Raw genomic sequence first — 17,362 nt, forward strand, 5'->3', positions numbered from 1 at the left:
CGGCCTTTGCTTGATCTGTACGTCAGCCAAACGCCGCCAGTTTTGCTTCCAGCGCAGCTTTGGCCTGCGGCCATTCTTCACGCAGCATGCTGTAAACCACGGTGTCGCGCACACTGCCGTCTTTACGCAGTTTGTGGCGGCGCAGGATGCCGTCTTTTTTGGCGCCCAGCCGTTCGATGGCGCTTTGCGAGGCGGTGTTGAGGATATCGGTCTGCCAGCCGACACAGGTGCAGCCGAGAGTGTCGAAGGCGTAATCCAGCAGCATGAGTTTGCAGCAGGTGTTGATGCGGGTGCGCTGCGCGGAGCGGGCGTACCAGGTGTAGCCGATGTCGGCACGGGGGACGGCGGGGTCGGTGTTGTAGAGCGAGGTGCTGCCGACGATGCGGCCACTGTCTTCGTCGATAACGGCAAAGGCGGTGCGTGTTTGCAGGGCGGTTTGGATATAGGCTGCCACTTGATCGGGTGCGGGTGCGGTGGTGACTAAAAGCTCCCAGATGTTGCCGTCACACACGGCTTCGCGCAGGGCGGTTTCGTGTTGCGGGGCGAGGGGTTCGAGGCGGACGCGGTTCAGGCGCAGGGTGGGGGTGTTCATGGGTTTTCCTTGGTGTGCGTTTGTTTGTATAGGGGATGTGGAAACGATGTTTTCAGACGGCCTTTCATATTTGAAAAAGCAGCCTGAAAGCGAGCTTGCGAGCTTCTGCGAAGCTAAAACCGTTTCCCCGTTTCAGGCTGCCTTATGGGCGTTTTATTTGTTATCCAACTTTGGCAATACCGAGCCTTCGCCCAGTTGCAACAATCCGCTTTGCGAGTAGATGCCGAGTTTGGCGCGGGTGTCGGCGATGTCGAGGTTGCGCATGGTGAGCTGGCCGATGCGGTCGAGCGGGGTGAAGGCGGCGTCTTCCACTTTTTCCATGCTCAGGCGTTCGGGCTGGTAGGTGAGGTTGGGCGATTCGGTGTTGAGGATGGAGTAGTCGTTGCCGCGCCGCAGTTCGAGGGTTACTTCGCCGGTAATCGCGCGGGCGACCCAGCGTTGGGCGGTTTCGCGCAGCATCAGAGCCTGGCTGTCGAACCAGCGGCCTTGATACAGCAGGCGGCCGAGGCGGAGGCCGTTGATGCGGTATTGTTCGATGGTGTCTTCGTTGTGGATGCCGGTTACGAGGCGTTCGTAGGCGATGTGGAACAAGGCCATGGCGGGGGCTTCGTAGATGCCGCGCGATTTGGCTTCGATGATGCGGTTTTCGATTTGGTCGCTCATGCCCAGGCCGTGGCGGCCGCCGATGCGGTTGGCTTCGAGGAAAAGTTCTACGGGGTCGGCAAACTCTTGGCCGTTGAGGGCGACGGGGACGCCTTCTTCAAAGCGCACGGACACGGTTTCGGGCTTGATTTCGACGTTTTCGTCCCAAAACGCTACGCCCATGATGGGTTTGACGATTTTGACGCTGCTGTTGAGGAACTCCAAATCTTTGGCTTCGTGCGTGGCGCCGAGCATGTTGGAGTCGGTGGAGTAGGCTTTTTCAACGGACATTTTGTAGTTGAAGCCGTTGGCAATCAGGAACTCGCTCATTTCGTGGCGGCCGCCGAGTTCGTCGATAAATTGCTGGTCCAGCCAGGGTTTGTAGATTTTCAGCGCGGGGTTGGTGAGTAGGCCGTAGCGGTAGAAGCGTTCGATGTCGTTGCCCTTGTAGGTGCTGCCGTCGCCCCAGATGTTGACGTTGTCTTCTTTCATGGCGGAAACCAGCATGGTGCCGGTTACGGCGCGGCCGAGCGGGGTGGTGTTGAAATAGGGTACGCCGCCGGTGGAGACGTGAAACGCGCCGCATTGGATGGCGGCGATGCCTTCGTGGGCAAGCTGGCTGCGGCAGTCGATGAGGCGGGCGTTTTGCGCGCCGTATTCCATCGCCTTGCGCGGGATGGTGTCGTAATCGTCTTCGTCGGGCTGGCCGAGGTTGGCGGTGTAGGCGTAGGGCAGCGCGCCTTTGAGTTTCATCCACAACAGGGCGGCGGAGGTGTCGAGCCCGCCGGAAAAGGCGATGCCGACTTTTTGGCCGATGGGGAGGGATTGGAGGATGGTGGCGGTGGTCATGGGGGAGTCCTTTGCAAACGGGTTGGGAAAAACGGCGATTGTACCGCAGGCGGCGGGGTTGAGGCCGTCTGAAAAATGCTGTTATACGTTTTCAAACGGCCTCAAATATAGGGCGGGCAGGCGGGCGGCGCGGTTGCCCATCTGCCTGCGGGCATAAAAAAAGGCTTGGTTTTGCAACCAAGCCTTTGTGTTGTCTGGTGGAGGTAAGCGGGATCGAACCGCTGACCTCTTGCATGCCATGCAAGCGCTCTACCAACTGAGCTATACCCCCGATGAGTTTGGTGGCGAATCAGGGACTCGAACCCCGGACACAAGGATTATGATTCCTCTGCTCTAACCGACTGAGCTAATTCGCCGTGAAGTGAAGCCGTGATTATACGGGTTTTGCCGCAGTGGGCAAACGGTTTTTCGGCCGTTTTGTTTTTCCGTTTGATTTTAATCGTGAAAAAGTTTTGGCAGGGCGGCGGTTACAGCTTGTGGCAGATGTCGCCGTGCGCGAAGCCCTGCCAGTCGGCGTCGATGTTGCGGCCGAAGGTGATGACTTTGAACAGCTCGCCCATTTCGTGCGGCATCAGCAGTTTGTGCAGGGCGGAGGCCGTCTGAATATAGGCGGGGGAGTCGTGCGGCAGGCCGTTGCCGGCCAGTTCGGTGATGCCGAGGTTGAGCAGGAAATCGGCCTGCGTGGTGTAGCCGATAAGGTCGAGGCCGCCGTCGGTGCCGGCTTGGGCGGTGTCGGTGAAGTTGACGTGGGCGGTGAGGTCGGTGAGGCCGACGCGGAAAAACGGGTCGTGGACGGTGTGGTGGCGGTAGTGGCCGATAAGCGTACCCATATGCCGCTGCGGGTGGTAGTACTGCGCCGCGTCGAATCCGTAGTCGATGAGGATGATTGCGCCGCGTTGCAGGTGGTCGGCCAGGGTGCGGACGAAGGCGTATTGGACGGGGTGCAGTTCGGCGGTGTAAGGCTCGGTGTCGGGGAAATACTGTTGCGCGAGGCGCAGCAGCTGCGGGTCGGCCAGAGAGCGGGGGATTTGGACGAACGCTCCGTTTTCCGTGCCGACGCAGATGCGCCAGAAGCGTCCGCCTTCGCGCCGGACGAGTTCGCAGGGCATGGCGTCTAGCACTTCGTTGCCGATAATGATGCCGTCGAACGCGGCGGGCAGGGCGGCGAGGTGGCGGACTTTGTGCGCCATGTCGGGAACGCGTGCGGCGATATGGGCGCGCTGGCGTTCGGCCAGTTCGGGGGAAACTTCGATGATGAAGTAGGCATCCAGTGCCGTGCCGCGCAGGCTGTCGAGCAGGGTGGCGGCCAATTCGCCCGTGCCCGCGCCGAATTCGCAGATGCCGCCGGCGGTTTGCGGCAGCAGTTCGCCGATTTGGCGGGCAAGGGTTTGGCCGAACAGGGGGGTGAGGGCAGGGGCGGTAACGAAGTCGCCCGCCGCGCCGATTTTGTGCGCGCCGCCGGTGTAGTAGCCGTATTGCGGCGCGTAGAGGGCGAGTTCCATAAAGCGGGAAAAGGGGATGGGCGCGGATGAGGCTTTGATTTCGTTTTGGATTATTTGCTCTAATTTTTGCGATGCGGCCAGGGCTTGCGGGTCGGGTTCGGGCAGGTGTCGATGGTTCATAGTTAATTTTTGTAAAAATAAAACGGCAATAAGGGTGATTGACGAAGAAAAAGTACGGAGCGTGAGTATCACGCTCCTGTATGCCGAAAGGTTAAGTCCGTGTATTTTATATGAGACAGGCGGACAGGTGGCGGCATACGGCGGCGGCATATATGCAAGTGTTTGTTATTTCCTTGTATAAGTGGCTGTTACGCCGTTTGTTTTGCCGCCGCTGCGGTTTGACCCTGCCGGCAATTTTTTTTATAGTTCGCACCGAGTGGGGCGAAGTGGCGCAAAGTGTGTCAGTTTTCCCCGAAAAGCAGATTTTCAGGCGTGTTTTTATGTTCGGCGGCATTCATGATTTAAATATCGACAGCAAAGGGCGGTTGGCGGTTCCTGCCAAGTTCCGCGACTTGCTGCTGCGCAAATACACGCCCGCGCTGGTGGCGACGCTGGAAAGCCGCGAACGCCTGCTGCTGTATCCCGAAAGCGTGTGGGAGCAGGAGGCGCAGCGGCTGATGGCGGCGAATGTGGCGGGCAACGCCAAATTGTCGGCATGGCGCGATCTGCTGCTGAACAATGCCGAAGTGATGGAAATGGACGCGGCGGGCAGGATTCTGCTTCCGGCTGGTTTGCGCCGCAAGGTGATGTTGGACAAGGAAGTTTCTTTGACCGGCAGGGTCAACCGCCTCGAATTGTGGGACAGGGAGAAATTCCACGCCAAAGACGATGCCGCCTTGGACATCGATCCCGAAGAGTTGGATTTCGAGCTCGGCCAGATTGGTTTCCAATTATGAGCAGCGAAGCGTTTTCCCATGTAAGCGTGCTGCTGCACGAGGCTGTGGACGCGCTGGCGGTGGTGTCGGACGGCGTTTATGTGGACGGCACGTTCGGACGCGGCGGCCATTCCCGCCTGATTTTGTCCCACCTCGGCGCAAACGGCCGTTTGGTGGTGTTCGACAAAGACCCGCAGGCGGTGGCGGCGGCGCGGGAGTTGGCGGCGCAGGATGGCAGGGTGTCTGTGGTGCACGATGGTTTTTCCTGTTTTCAGACGGCCTTAGATGCTTTGAATGTCGGCCAGATAGACGGCGCATTGTTCGATTTGGGCATTTCCTCGCCGCAGATAGACGATGGCTCGCGCGGATTCAGTTTCCGCTTCGACGCGCCCCTGGATATGCGGATGGATACGACGCGGGGCATGTCGGCGGCCGAATGGCTGGCTGCGGCGGATGAAGACGAAATCTGCGAGGTAATCAGAAATTATGGTGAAGAGCGGTTTGCCCGCCAGATTGCGCGCGCCATTGTCGCGCAGCGCGGCACGAATCCCATCGATACAACCGGCAAGTTGGCGCAGGTCGCGGCGCAAAACGTCCGTACTCGCGAGCGCGGACAAGACCCGGCGACGCGGACGTTTCAGGCCGTTCGGATTTTCATCAACCGCGAGCTTGAAGAAATAGCGGCCGCGCTGCCGCAGGCGGCAGGCCGTCTGAAAAGCGGCGGCAGGCTGGCCGTCATCTCCTTTCATTCTTTGGAAGACCGCATCGTCAAACAGTTTTTCAGACGGCATTCCGAACATGAGCCGCTGCCCAGATGGGCGATGGTGCGCGAGGCCGATCTGCCGCAGCCGCCGCTGGCACTTGTCGGCAAAGCAGTCAAGGCTTCGGCGGCGGAAGTGGCGGCCAACCCCCGCGCCCGTTCGGCGGTGCTGCGCGTGGCGCGGCGCACGGACGGCGTTTTCCCGTAGGGTCTGTTGACATTCAACTTGCGAAGCGGATTTTTCGGCAGAAAATGGCAGATGCAAGGCGCAAATGCGAGCCTATGCCGCCCATAGGAGAGTATTTGCAACGTGGCAGATGCCGTTTTATGACGGAAAATCCGCCGCAACCGTTGATTGTCAACAGACCCTAGGGCAGAGAGGCCGTCTGAAAACCGCAGCGGCGGTTCGGTAACACTGAATTAAAGAAGCAGATGAACTATATCAATATTGTATTGCTGGTGCTGGCACTCGGTTCGGGATTCGCGGTGGTAACGCAGCAGAACGAGGCGCGGCAGCGGCACATCAAACTGACGGAAGCGGAAAAGCAGCAGAGAGAGCTGGAACAGGAATATTCCCGCCTGCAACTGAAACAGGCCGAGTTGTCCAACCACCAGCTGATTAAAAAAGCCGCAGAAAAAGGCCGGCTGGCTCCGCCCGAGGCGGCCGACACCCGGGTGGTGGAAACAGAATAAGCGGAATAAAACGATAAGATGTACTTGGAAGTAGCAGCATGTTGATTAAGAACGAATACAAGCCGAAGATGCTCCCACGGCAGGCTAAGGCGAAAAAACCGGTTACCAGCAACGGACGCATTATTTTCGTGCTGGGCGCGTTGGGTGCGGGTTTTCTCGCACTGCTCGGCCGCAGCCTCTATTTGCAGACTTCCCATCACGACTTCCTCACCGGCGAAGGCAACAAACGCTTCGTGCGCACGCTGAAACTGCCCGCCTCGCGCGGCCTGATCAGCGACCGCAACGGCGCGACGCTGGCGTTGAGTGCGCCGGCCGAATCGCTGTATGCCGTCCCCTCTGCCGCCAATCTTTCAAACGGCCAGATAGAAGAGCTGGCCGCGTTGCTGGACATGCCCGCCGACACCATCCGCGACCGTCTCGACAGAAAAAGCAGCATTTCCTACATCGCCCGCCGGCTGGATGCCGATACCGCCGCCGCCGTCAAAGCCCTGAACATCCACGGCCTGCGCTGGCGCGACGAAACCGAAAACGGCAAGCCCACCGGCCGGCAGGCTCTGTATGTCAAACCGAGCGAAATGGCCGTGCTGCCCGACGACGGCAAACTGCAACAGCTCGCCGACGTGCTCAATCCCGCCATCCCATCGAAGCTCGACAAAAAAACCGTGGAAACGCTCAAAGCCGACATGGGCAAAAAAATCGACTTCGTTTACCTGAAACGGCAGTTAAAACCCGAGCTGGCCGAGCGCATTGCCGCGATGAACATCCCCGGGCTGGCCTTCCAGAAAGAGCCGCAGCGGCACTACCCGACCGGCAGCCTGTTTGCCCAGACCATCGGTTTCACCAACATCGACGGGCAGGGGCAGGAAGGCTTGGAACGCTCGCGCGAAAGCGAACTGCACGGCCGCGACGGCGAAAAAGTCGTGCTGCGCGACAACAAAGGCCAGATTGTCGACAGCGCGGACTCCGGCAGCCGCGCCTCGCAAAACGGCCGCGATATCGTTCTGGCGATGGATCAGCGCATCCAAACCCTGGCCGCCGACGAGCTGGCCAAAGCCGTGGCTTACCACAAAGCCCACTCCGGCAGCGCGGTGGTGCTAGACGCGCGCACCGGCGAAATCCTCGCGCTGGTCAACGGCCCCTCATACGACCCGAACGAGCCGGGCGAGGCCGATCCCGACCAACGCCGCAACCGCGCCATCACCGACATTTTCGAGTTCGGCTCGGTGATGAAACCTTTCCCGATCGCCAAAGCCCTCGACGACGGCAAAATCAGCACCCGATCCTCGTTCGACACCCGCCCGTACAGCGTCGGCGGCCATCCCGTGCGCGACACCCACGTTTACCCCGCGCTCGACGTGCGCGGCATCGTGCAGAAATCGTCCAACGTCGGCACCAGCAAAATCTCGCTGATGTACCGCCCCGAAGAAATGTACGGCTACTACCGCAGCCTCGGCTTCGGCAGCAAAACCGGCGTCGGCTTCCCCGGCGAAGCGGGCGGCACGCTGCGCAACTGGAAACACTGGGGCAAGTTCGACCAGGCCACCATGTCTTTCGGCTACGGCATGCAGCTGAGCCTGCTGCAACTGGCGCGCGCCTACACCGTGCTCACCACCGACGGCCGCCTGATGCCCGTGTCGCTGGAAAAACTCGACGCCGCCCCCGCCGGCGAGCGCATTCTGAAACCGGAAACCGCGCAGGCGATGCGCAAAATCATGGTGTCCGTTACCGAGCAGGGCGGCACCGGCCGCAGCGGCGCAGTGGAAGGCTTCAACGTGGCGGCGAAAACCGGCACGGCGCAGAAAGTGGTCGGACGCGGCTACGCCCGCGACAAACACATCGGCACCTTCGTCGGCTTCGCCCCGGCGGAAAACCCGCGCGTCATCGTCGCCGTAACCATAGACGAGCCCCGCGCCAACGGCTATTACGGCGGCGTGGTGGCCGGCCCCGTGTTCAAAAACATCATGTCCGGCAGCCTCAACATCCTCGGTGTGCGTCCGAACGGCGCATCCGGCAGCCAAGCCCTCGCCGCCAAAAAATAACGGGGAAAACATGTACAGCCTGCTTTCCCCGCCGCTTGCAACAAACTTCCCGCCTCTGCTGTGTGCAAACGCAGCAGGGCGTTTGTTGCATTCGGACAGCCGCCAAATCAAAGCGGGCGATATTTTCCTTGCCTGTCAGGGCGAATATGCCGACGGCCGCAGCTATATCCCCGCCGCCATCGCCAACGGCGCGTCTTTCGTGTTTTGGGACGACGACGGCGCGTTCCAATGGAATCCCGAGTGGAACGTGCCCAATCAGGGCATCAAAGATTTGAAACACCGCGCCGGTATCTTGGCCGCGCGGCTTTACGGCAATGTTTCAGACGGCCTTTCATCGCCGCTCAAAATTTGGGGCGTAACCGGCACCAACGGCAAAACCTCGATTACCCAATGGCTTGCGCAGGCCGCCGGCTTGCTTGGCGACAAAACCGCCATTATCGGCACGGTGGGCAACGGCTTTTGGGGTGCGCTCGAAGACACCACCCACACCACACCCGCGCCGGTGGAAGTGCAGAGCCTGCTGCACCGTTTCCGCAAACAGGGCGCAACCGCCGCCGCGATGGAAGTGTCCAGCCACGGCCTCGACCAAGCCCGCGTCAACGGCGTGCCGTTTCAAACCGCCGTGTTCACCAACCTCACCCGCGACCATCTCGACTACCACGGCACAATGGAAGCCTACGGCGCAATCAAATCGCGCCTGTTTTACTGGCGCGGCCTGAAACACGCCGTGATTAATTCAGACGACCCCTACGGCGCAGAGTTGATAGGCCGTCTGAAAGCCGACCGCCCCGATTTGGCCGTGTACAGCTACGGTTTCGGCGAACAAGCAGACATCCGCATCACAGGGTTTGCCGCCGCTTCAGACGGCATGGAAGTTGCTCTCGACACGCCGTGGGGCAAAGGCAGCGTCAAAACCCGCCTCTTGGGGCGGTTCAACGCGCAAAACCTCGCCGCCTGTGTCGGCGTATTGTGCGCCGACGGCCATCCGCTCGATAAGGTGCTGGCTGCATTGGAAAAAATCCGTCCCGCCACTGGCCGCATGGACTGCATTATCGAAAGCGGCAAACCATTGGTCGTTGTCGATTACGCCCACACGCCCGACGCGCTCGAAAAAGCCCTCGCCACCTTGCAGGAAATCAAACCGCAGGGCGCGGCCTTGTGGTGCGTGTTCGGCTGCGGCGGCAACCGCGACCGGGGCAAACGCCCGTTGATGGGCGCGGCGGCGGTGCAGGGCGCGGACAAAGTCGTCGTTACCAGCGACAACCCGCGCTTGGAAAACCCCGCCGACATCATCGCCGACATCCTGCCCGCCGTGCCCGCGCCCGAATGCGTCGAGGCCGACCGCAAAGCCGCCATCGGTTTTGCCGTGAAAAACGCCGCGTCAGACGACATCATCCTGATCGCCGGTAAAGGCCACGAAACCTATCAGGACGTGGCGGGCGTGAAACATCATTTTTCCGATTTCGAGACCGCGCAGGCCGCATTGGCCGAACGCGGATAGTGTTTGAGGCCGTCTGAAAAGGCTTTTCAGACGGCCTCAAAGATTGTCCGGCCCTTGCAGACCGTCTGAAAAAAAGGAATAGGGAATGGACAACAGAAAACTGGTTAAACTCACCAACGTCATCGGCATCGTATCGGTGCTGCTGCTGGTGTACTGGGTGTTCACCTTCATCCTGGCGCAAGTGTTCGGCCTGAAAGTGTTCCGCGAACACATCACCGAAATGTTCGCCATGAGCGTGCTGGGCATCATCGCCCTGATGGCGGGCGCGCTGATGCTCAACATCATGCTGAACCTGACCCGCATCGCCGAGCGCGATCAGCAAACGCAGGGCGGGGGCGGACGGAAAACCGTCTGGCTGCTGCTGGCTGTGTTCCCGCTGCTGGCCGCGCTGCTGTTCGGCGGCGACTACCTCTCCGTCCGGCGCAAACAACAGATTCTGCTGCAAACGGCCGAACGCGCCGTGCAAAGCGGCGCAGCCGCCGCGCTGGCCGACTACCGCTTCGACCTGCCCTACATCCTGCAAACGGCCGACACGCTCAAACTGATGGAAAAGGAAAACACCGCTTTCCGCAGCGTTTTCCTGATCACGCCGGACACTATCGGCGGCAAATCCGTTTACCTGGCCTTTTACGACGAGGCCGACAGCTACCGCAACCTAGCCGACGTGCAGCCCGCCGCCGACGGCTTCGCCGCCAAAGAGCGGGACAACGTCAAAACCGTGCGCAAAATCGACCACGTCTACACCACCGACCCCGCCGACCGCGCCTACCTGCAACAAGCCTTCGCCGGCCGCGAAGGCAGCCGCTTCCAAGCCGACGGCGGCAACTATACCCTGTACTACCCCTACCGCAAAAACGGCAAAACCGTCGTCCTCGTTTTTTCCGATTACCAGCGGTACGGCAAATTTGGCAGCTAGGGCATTTGAGGCCGTCTGAAAAACATATTTGATATATTCATTAACTGTAAAATCCAAAATAAAATAAGGAAAGAGAACCGATGGGCATTCACCGCTGTAACAAATGCGGCTATATGGCCGAACATCCGTATCAGCCTCAAATGGCTGATATTTCCTGCCCGCAGTGTAAATTGCTTGTCAAAGTTTACGATAGATTGTCTGAAACAGGACTCTGAAAAAATATGGATACAGTCAAGTTATATGAAAACAACTATATCAGGTCGGCATGGGTTGAAGAAAAAGAGGAATGGTATTTTTCCATTATTGATGTGATTGCTGTTTTGACGGAAAGCGATAATCCGCGCAAATACTGGAGCGTATTGAAAACCCGTTTAAAAAAAGAAGGTCGGGAAACGGCTACAATTTGTAGCCGTTTGAAAATGCGGGCTTCAGACGGTAAGTTGAGAGATACAGATGTTGCTGATGTTGAAGGAATTTTTAGAATTATCCAGTCTGTCCCGTCGCCGAAGGCCGAGCCGTTTAAAATGTGGTTGGCACAGGTGGGCAGGGAGCGGATTGATGAAATTGCCGACCCCGAGTTAAGCATAGACAGGGCACTTGAAACCTATCTGCAAAAGGGTTATTCGCGGGAATGGATTAATCAGCGGCTGCAGGCAATACAGGTTCGTAAAGAACTGACGGACAGTTGGCAGGATCACGGCGTGAATCAAGGGCGTGAATTTGCCATTCTGACAGATGAAATTACACGCGCATGGTCAGGATTGAGTACCAGAGAGTATAAAAATTACAAAGGTTTGAAGAAAGAAAACCTGCGGGATAATATGAATACGATGGAATTGGTGCTGAATATGCTCGCAGAGGCAACCACCGCCACATTAACCAATGCCAAAAATCCGCAAGGTTTGGCTGAAAATCGGACAATTGCACGGGAAGGCGGTGCGGTGGCCGGAAATGCGCGCAAAGAGATTGAGCAAAAATCAGGCAAACCCGTAATCAGCAAGCAAAATGCAGCCGATTTTGCCAAATTACTGACAGAAACGGCAGCCAAAACAAAAGACAAAGATGATTAAAAACATGAAACCGCTAGACCTAAACTTCATCTGCCAAGCCCTCAATCTGCCTGCGCCGGCTCAAAACCTTGCCGTGTCGCGCATTGTTACCGACAGCCGCGACATCCGCGCGGGCGATGTGTTTTTCGCGCTCGACGGCGAGCGTTTCGACGGCCACGATTTTGCCGAAGACGTATTGGCAGCGGGCGCGGCGGCTGCGGTGGTGTCGCGTGAAGACTGCGCCGGTTTGCGCGGTGCGCTGCAAGTGGCCGACACGCTTGAAGCCTTGCAGACGCTCGCACAGGCGTGGCGCGAAAATGTGAACCCGTTTGTGTTCGGCATTACCGGCTCGGGCGGCAAAACCACCGTGAAAGAAATGCTGGCCGCCGTGCTGCGCCGCCGTTTCGGCGAAGAGGCGGTTTTGGCGACGGCGGGCAATCTCAACAACCACATCGGCCTGCCGCTTACCCTGTTGAAGCTCAACGAAAAACACCGTTATGCCGTGATTGAAATGGGCATGAACCATTTCGGCGAGTTGGCCGTATTAACCCGAATCGCCCGCCCCGATGCCGCGCTGGTGAACAACGCCCTGCGCGCCCATGTCGGCTGCGGCTTCGACGGCACGGCCGACATCGCTCGTGCCAAAAGCGAGATTTATCAGGGCTTGGGCGCAGACGGTTTGGCCTTAATCCCCTGCGAAGATGCCAACGCAGAGATTTTTCAGACGGCCTCTGCCGCGCACAAACAGCAGACTTTCGGCGTGGACAAAGGCGGCGTGCACGCGCGAAACATCGTGTTGAAACCGCTTTCGTGCGCATTTGATTTGGTGTGCGGCAGCGAAACTGCCTCCGTGTCGCTGCCCGTACCCGGCCGCCACAATGTCCACAACGCCGTTGCCGCCGCCGCGCTGGCGCTGGCCGCCGGTTTGACCCTGAACGAGGTTTCAGACGGCCTCAAAGATTTCAGCAACATCAAAGGCCGTCTGAAAGTGAAACGCGGCATCAAAGGCGCGACGCTGATTGACGACACCTACAACGCCAACCCCGACAGCATGAAAGCCGCCATCGACGTGCTCGCCGCGCTGCCCGCGCCGCGCGTGTTTGTGATGGGCGACATGGGCGAATTGGGCGAAGACGAAGCCGCCGCCATGCACGCCGAAGTCGGCGCGTACGCCCGCGACAAAGGCATCGAAGCGGCCTATTTTGTCGGCGACAACAGCGTGGAAGCGGCGGAAACCTTCGGCGCGGCGGGGCTGTGGTTTGCTGCCAAAGACCCGCTGATCCAAGTGCTCACGCACGATTTGCCCGAGGGCGCGAGCGTGCTGGTCAAAGGCTCGCGCTTTATGGCGATGGAAGAAGTGGCCGACGCGCTGGAAGACAAAGAGGCCGTCTGAAAAACGGAAAAACGATGCGAAAACCCCTGCTGCTGAAATTTATCGTTTGCGTGATTGCCGCCACCGCTGTGCTGTGGCCGGCCAACACGCTGCTGTTCCTGTGGAACGAGCGCGCCGATTTGAGCGGCAAAACGATAGAGGGCACCATCGGCGCGGGCTGGTTTGCCGTGTCGGTGGCCGAGCCGCTGCTGTTTTCGCTGATGATGGGCGCAGTGGCGTACGGCCTGTGGCGCGGCAGCAACCGCGCCCGCTGGGCGGGGCTTTGCGGCGGGCTGCTCTACATCGGCGAAAACACGCTGCGCCACTGGCTCTACCCGTGGCAGCCGTGGATGTCGTGGCTGGATTTGGCGGCCTTCGCCTCGGTGATGGTGTGCCTGTTTTTCCTGCTGCCCGACAATTATTTCAAATAGGCCGTCTGAAAAACAGGCCGTCTGAAAACCGCTTGTCCGAACGCGGCGCAGGCCGCTCGAATCTAAAACAACACCTTGAAACACATAAAAAAAGGAAGACCATGTTTGTCTGGCTCTACCGTTTCAGCGGCTCGCTGTCCGCGCTGAACATTTTCCAATACACCACCTTCCGCGCCGTGATGGCCGCGCTCACCGCGCTGGCGTTTTCGCTGCTCTTGGGCCCGTGGGCCATCCGCAAACTCACCGCGCTCAAAGTCGGCCAGGCGGTGCGCACCGACGGGCCGCAAACCCATCTGATCAAAAACGGCACGCCCACTATGGGCGGCTCGCTCATCCTCACCGCCATCGCCGTGTCCGTCATCCTGTGGGGGCGGTGGGAAAACCCCTATGTGTGGATACTGCTGGGCGTGCTGCTGGCCACGGGCGCGCTCGGCTTTTACGACGACTGGCGCAAGGTGGTTTACAAAGACCCCAACGGCGTGTCGGCCAAGTTCAAAATCGTCTGGCAAACCGCCGTCGCCCTCGCCGCAGGCGGCCTGCTGCTGTGGTCGCTCGATGCGCATCTTTACAGCAACCTGCTGATTCCGTTTCTAAAAAACTACTATCTCCCCATCGGCGGCATCGGCTTTGCCGTGCTCACCTATCTCGTCATCGTCGGCACGTCCAACGCCGTCAACCTGACCGACGGCCTCGACGGCCTCGCCGCCTTCCCCGTGGTGCTGGTGGCCGGCGGCTTGGCCGTGTTCGCCTACATCTCCGGCCACTACGGTTTTGCCGGCTACCTCAACATGCCCTTTGTGAAAGGCGCGGGCGAAGTGGCGGTGTTCTGCGCGGCCATGTGCGGCGCGTGCCTCGGCTTTTTGTGGTTCAACGCCTATCCGGCGCAGGTGTTTATGGGCGACGTGGGCGCACTCGCGCTCGGCGCGGCATTGGGCACGGCGGCGGTGATTGTGCGCCAGGAAATCGTGCTGTTCATCATGGGCGGCCTGTTTGTGGTGGAAGCCGTTTCCGTGATGTTGCAGGTGGGCTGGTACAAACGCACCAAAAAACGCATTTTCCTGATGGCACCTATCCACCACCATTACGAACAAAAAGGCTGGAAAGAAACCCAAGTGGTCGTGCGCTTTTGGATTATCACCATCGTGCTGGTGCTGATCGGATTGAGCAGCCTGAAAATCCGCTGAAACAGGTTTTCAGACGGCCTCAAAAGGATACAGGCCGTCTGAAAAACACAGAAAGGCCATTGCTGTGCACTTAATCTTCACACCCCCCCGCCCCCGAAGACCTGCCCGAAATCATGGCCATCGAAAATGCCGGTTTTACGCCCGAAGAAGCCGCCACCGAAGCGGCGATGGCCGAACGCATCCGCACCATCGCCGACAGCTTTATCGTCGCCCGCACCGACGGCGGCCGAATCGCCGGCTACGTTGTCGGCTCCGTAACCGCCGCGCGTTATATTTCAGACGACCTTTTCGCCCAAAGCCGCCCCAATCCCGCCAGCGGCGGCTTCCAAACCATCTTAAGCCTCGCCACCCATCCCGACCTGCGCGGGCAGGGCATTGCATCCCGGCTGCTTGAAGAATTGGCCGCCTCCTGCCGCCGCAAACAGCGCGAAGGCATCACGCTCACCTGTTTGGCAAACCTGATCCCGTTTTACCAAAAACACGGCTACGCCAACGAAGGCGTGTCCGCATCCGAACACGCGGGCGAAGTGTGGTACAACCTGGTCAAAACGCTTTAAGGCCGTCTGAAAATATTTTAATGCACAAGGCGGAAACAGCCGCCTGTAAGGCAAACATGACACCGACCACCAAAGCAAACTGCGCGCCTACGACCTTTACGACTCGGGCAAAATCCACGCGCTCGAAGTCGGTACGGTCAAGGGGCTGCAAGACATCTGCCGCCATCTGTTCGGCGGCCTCTATGAATTTGCCGGCCAAATCCGCGAGCAGAATATTTCCAAAGGCCATTTCCGATTTGCCAACACCCTTTATCTCCAAGCCGCGCTGGATGCGGTGGAAAAAATGCCCGAAAACACGTTTGACGAAATCATCGACAAATATGTAGAAATGAACGTGGTTCATCCCTTTTTAGAGGGAAACGGCCGCAGCACGCGCATCTGGCTGGATCTGATTCTGAAAAAACGGCTGGGCAGGGTGGCGGACTGGCAGCGCGTGGACAAACGCCTGTATTTGCAGGCGATGGAACACAGCCCGATTAACGATTTGGAAATCAGCTTCCTGCTGCAAAACGCCCTCACCGCCGAAACCGACAGCCGCGAAATCTTTATGAAGGGCATCGACCAGTCTTATTATTACGAACAGCCGGAATGACGTTCAGGCGGCGTGAGGCCGTCTGAAACCTTTGATGGAGAAAAACAAAATGACTTGGCAAAATAAAAAAATCCTGATTGCAGGCATGGGCGGCAGCGGTTTGTCCATGCTCGCTTATCTGCACGCGCAGGGCGCGGCTTTGGCGGCTTACGACGAAAAACTTTCCGACGAACGCGCCGAAGCGTTGAAACAGCAGTTTGACGGCATCGAATGCTACGCAGGCCGTCTGAAAGACGCGTTATCGCAGGGCTTCGATATTTTGGCGTTAAGCCCGGGCATCAGCGAACGCCGCGACGACATTATCGAGTTCAAACAAAACGGCGGCCGCGTGCTGGGCGATATTGAGATTTTCGCGCACATCGCAAACCGTCGCGGCGACAAAATCATCGCCATCACAGGCAGCAACGGCAAAACCACGGTAACAAGCCTGGTCGGCCATCTCTGCGAAAAATGCGGGCTGGACACGGTGGTGGCGGGCAATATCGGCACGCCCGTTTTGGAAGCCGAAATGCAGCGCGGCGGCAAAAAAGCCGGCGTGTGGGTGTTGGAATTATCGAGTTTCCAGCTTGAAAACACCGAAAGCCTGCGCCCGAGTGCGGCGGCGGTGCTGAATATTTCCGAAGACCATCTCGACCGCTACGACGACCTGCTCGACTACGCGCACACCAAAGACAAAATTTTCCGTGGCGTGGGCGTGCAGGTGCTCAATGCTGACGACGCGCTCTGCCGCGCCATGAAAAGGGCAGGGCGCGGGGTGAAATGGTTTTCGCTCGAGAAGCAGGCCGATTATTGGCTGGAACGCGAAACAGGCCGTCTGAAAGCCGTTTCAGACGACCTCATGAACACCACCGACATTCCCCTGCAAGGGCTGCACAACGCCGCCAATGTGATGGCCGCCGTGGCACTGTGCGAAGCCGTCGGCCTGCCGCGCGAAGAATTGGTGAAGCATATTCAAACCTTTAAAGGACTGCCGCACCGCGTGGAAAAAATCGGCGAGAAAAACGGCGTGGTGTTTATCGACGACAGCAAAGGCACGAACGTGGGCGCAACCGCCGCCGCCATCAGCGGCCTGCAAAGCCCGCTGTTTGCGATACTCGGCGGTTTGGGCAAGGGGCAGGATTTCACGCCGCTGGCGCAAGTGTTGCGCGGCAAAGTCAAAGCCGTTTTGCTCATCGGCCGCGACGCGCCGCAAATCCGCCGCGATCTGGCAGGCGCGGGTTTGAACCTGATCGATTGCGCCACGCTGCAAGAAGCCGTGCAGACCGCTTACGCGCAGGCGCAAAGCGGCGACATCGTGCTGCTCAGCCCCGCCTGCGCCAGCATGGATATGTTCCAAAACTACGCCCACCGCTCGCAGGTGTTCGCCGAGGCGTTCCAAGCCTTGTGAGGCCGTCTGAAAACGCCTCCGCGTAGGCGGGGACGGCCGCCAAGCGGCAAACAGGCCGTCTGAAAACACGGAGGGATGAGAAATGACGCTGCTCCTGTTCTGCCTGATTGGCGCGGTCTGCGGCCTGCTGGCCGCGTGGCTGTGTCTGCCGCTGCGGCTGCATTGGTTTTTGTTGTGGACGGCATTGGCAAGCCTGTTTTTCCCGTGGCTGCTCTACACCGCGCAAACCGTCGGCCTCGACGCGCACGAAGCCCGCATCTGGATGCCGCTGTTTGTTGTTCCCGCCGCCGCGTGCGGTTTCGCCGCCACCCTGTTCCTGCGCCTGATCGCTTGGTTGGCGCGGCCGTACAGGCCGTCTGAAAACAGCAAAAGGCCGTCTGAAAACGCGGCGGCGCAGTCAAAATCCGAAAACGAAGTCTGA

16 protein-coding genes, 2 tRNA genes and 1 pseudogene are annotated in these 17,362 nt (G+C 59.1%); 14 read left to right on the forward strand and 5 right to left on the reverse strand.

From position 1 onward, the window contains the following. Positions 1-22: 22 nt before the first annotated feature. The 5 genes from H3L91_RS02495 to H3L91_RS02515 all read right to left on the reverse strand — a co-directional run bounded on the left by H3L91_RS02495 (position 23) and on the right by H3L91_RS02515 (position 3,705). On the reverse strand, positions 23-592 hold the full coding sequence (locus H3L91_RS02495; RefSeq protein WP_007341893.1) for a GNAT family N-acetyltransferase: 570 nt from the start codon (positions 590-592) through the stop codon (positions 23-25). Between the two features lie 153 nt (positions 593-745). After that, positions 746-2,083: an argininosuccinate synthase gene (gene argG / locus H3L91_RS02500; protein ID WP_007341894.1), complete on the reverse strand. Its 1,338-nt coding sequence runs from the start codon at positions 2,081-2,083 to the stop codon at positions 746-748. 195 nt (positions 2,084-2,278) lie between these two features. Beyond that, positions 2,279-2,354, reverse strand: a tRNA-Ala gene (locus tag H3L91_RS02505). Positions 2,355-2,362: 8 nt separating this feature from the next. Further along, positions 2,363-2,439, reverse strand: a tRNA-Met gene (locus H3L91_RS02510). Positions 2,440-2,550: 111 nt separating this feature from the next. Continuing rightward, positions 2,551-3,705, reverse strand: a complete 1,155-nt coding sequence (locus H3L91_RS02515; RefSeq protein ID WP_007341895.1) for a class I SAM-dependent methyltransferase — start codon at positions 3,703-3,705, stop codon at positions 2,551-2,553. A gap of 320 nt (positions 3,706-4,025) precedes the next feature. Here H3L91_RS02515 and H3L91_RS02520 point away from each other — a divergent pair, with 320 nt between their 5' ends. From H3L91_RS02520 to H3L91_RS02585, 14 genes and pseudogenes are all read left to right on the forward strand, one after another. Next, positions 4,026-4,481, forward strand: a complete 456-nt coding sequence (locus tag H3L91_RS02520) for a division/cell wall cluster transcriptional repressor MraZ (protein WP_040658661.1) — start codon at positions 4,026-4,028, stop codon at positions 4,479-4,481. Then, positions 4,478-5,428 carry a 16S rRNA (cytosine(1402)-N(4))-methyltransferase RsmH gene (rsmH, locus tag H3L91_RS02525; protein WP_007341897.1) on the forward strand — a complete coding sequence of 317 codons (951 nt, stop codon included), beginning with the start codon at positions 4,478-4,480 and terminating at the stop codon, positions 5,426-5,428. Before H3L91_RS02520 ends, rsmH begins: the two co-directional genes overlap by 4 nt. Before the next feature lie 224 nt (positions 5,429-5,652). Then, positions 5,653-5,913 (forward strand): cell division protein FtsL, encoded by a 261-nt coding sequence (ftsL, locus tag H3L91_RS02530; RefSeq protein WP_007341898.1) that lies wholly within the window; start codon positions 5,653-5,655, stop codon positions 5,911-5,913. Between the two features lie 203 nt (positions 5,914-6,116). After that, positions 6,117-7,952 (forward strand): annotated as a pseudogene (locus H3L91_RS02535) (peptidoglycan D,D-transpeptidase FtsI family protein); the annotation flags it as partial. A gap of 10 nt (positions 7,953-7,962) precedes the next feature. Further along, positions 7,963-9,453, forward strand: coding sequence for a UDP-N-acetylmuramoyl-L-alanyl-D-glutamate--2,6-diaminopimelate ligase (locus H3L91_RS02540; protein ID WP_007341900.1), 1,491 nt, complete (start codon positions 7,963-7,965; stop codon positions 9,451-9,453). An 85-nt stretch (positions 9,454-9,538) separates the two neighbouring features. Further along, complete coding sequence (locus tag H3L91_RS02545; RefSeq protein WP_040658663.1) at positions 9,539-10,369, forward strand: hypothetical protein; 831 nt, start codon at positions 9,539-9,541, stop codon at positions 10,367-10,369. A 221-nt stretch (positions 10,370-10,590) separates the two neighbouring features. After that, positions 10,591-11,439, forward strand: a complete 849-nt coding sequence (locus H3L91_RS02550) for a BRO-N domain-containing protein (RefSeq protein ID WP_007341902.1) — start codon at positions 10,591-10,593, stop codon at positions 11,437-11,439. A gap of 4 nt (positions 11,440-11,443) precedes the next feature. Then, positions 11,444-12,811 carry a UDP-N-acetylmuramoyl-tripeptide--D-alanyl-D-alanine ligase gene (locus tag H3L91_RS02555; protein WP_040659336.1) on the forward strand — a complete coding sequence of 456 codons (1,368 nt, stop codon included), beginning with the start codon at positions 11,444-11,446 and terminating at the stop codon, positions 12,809-12,811. A 14-nt stretch (positions 12,812-12,825) separates the two neighbouring features. Then, a complete protein-coding gene (locus H3L91_RS02560) occupies positions 12,826-13,221 on the forward strand; it encodes a hypothetical protein (protein WP_007341904.1) in 396 nt (131 codons plus the stop codon). Positions 13,222-13,322: 101 nt separating this feature from the next. After that, positions 13,323-14,405 carry a phospho-N-acetylmuramoyl-pentapeptide-transferase gene (mraY, locus tag H3L91_RS02565; protein WP_040658666.1) on the forward strand — a complete coding sequence of 361 codons (1,083 nt, stop codon included), beginning with the start codon at positions 13,323-13,325 and terminating at the stop codon, positions 14,403-14,405. A 101-nt stretch (positions 14,406-14,506) separates the two neighbouring features. Then, entirely contained in the window at positions 14,507-14,962 is a 456-nt protein-coding gene (locus H3L91_RS02570; RefSeq protein ID WP_370992042.1) for a GNAT family N-acetyltransferase, read from the forward strand. A gap of 79 nt (positions 14,963-15,041) precedes the next feature. Beyond that, positions 15,042-15,554, forward strand: a complete 513-nt coding sequence (gene fic, locus H3L91_RS02575) for a protein adenylyltransferase Fic (protein ID WP_040658668.1) — start codon at positions 15,042-15,044, stop codon at positions 15,552-15,554. A 49-nt stretch (positions 15,555-15,603) separates the two neighbouring features. Further along, complete coding sequence (gene murD / locus H3L91_RS02580; protein ID WP_040659340.1) at positions 15,604-16,941, forward strand: UDP-N-acetylmuramoyl-L-alanine--D-glutamate ligase; 1,338 nt, start codon at positions 15,604-15,606, stop codon at positions 16,939-16,941. An 82-nt stretch (positions 16,942-17,023) separates the two neighbouring features. Beyond that, on the forward strand, positions 17,024-17,362 hold the full coding sequence (locus H3L91_RS02585) for a hypothetical protein (RefSeq protein ID WP_007341909.1): 339 nt from the start codon (positions 17,024-17,026) through the stop codon (positions 17,360-17,362).

This window comes from Neisseria bacilliformis, from assembly GCF_014055025.1.
In the GTDB taxonomy this organism is placed as follows: domain Bacteria; phylum Pseudomonadota; class Gammaproteobacteria; order Burkholderiales; family Neisseriaceae; genus Neisseria; species Neisseria bacilliformis.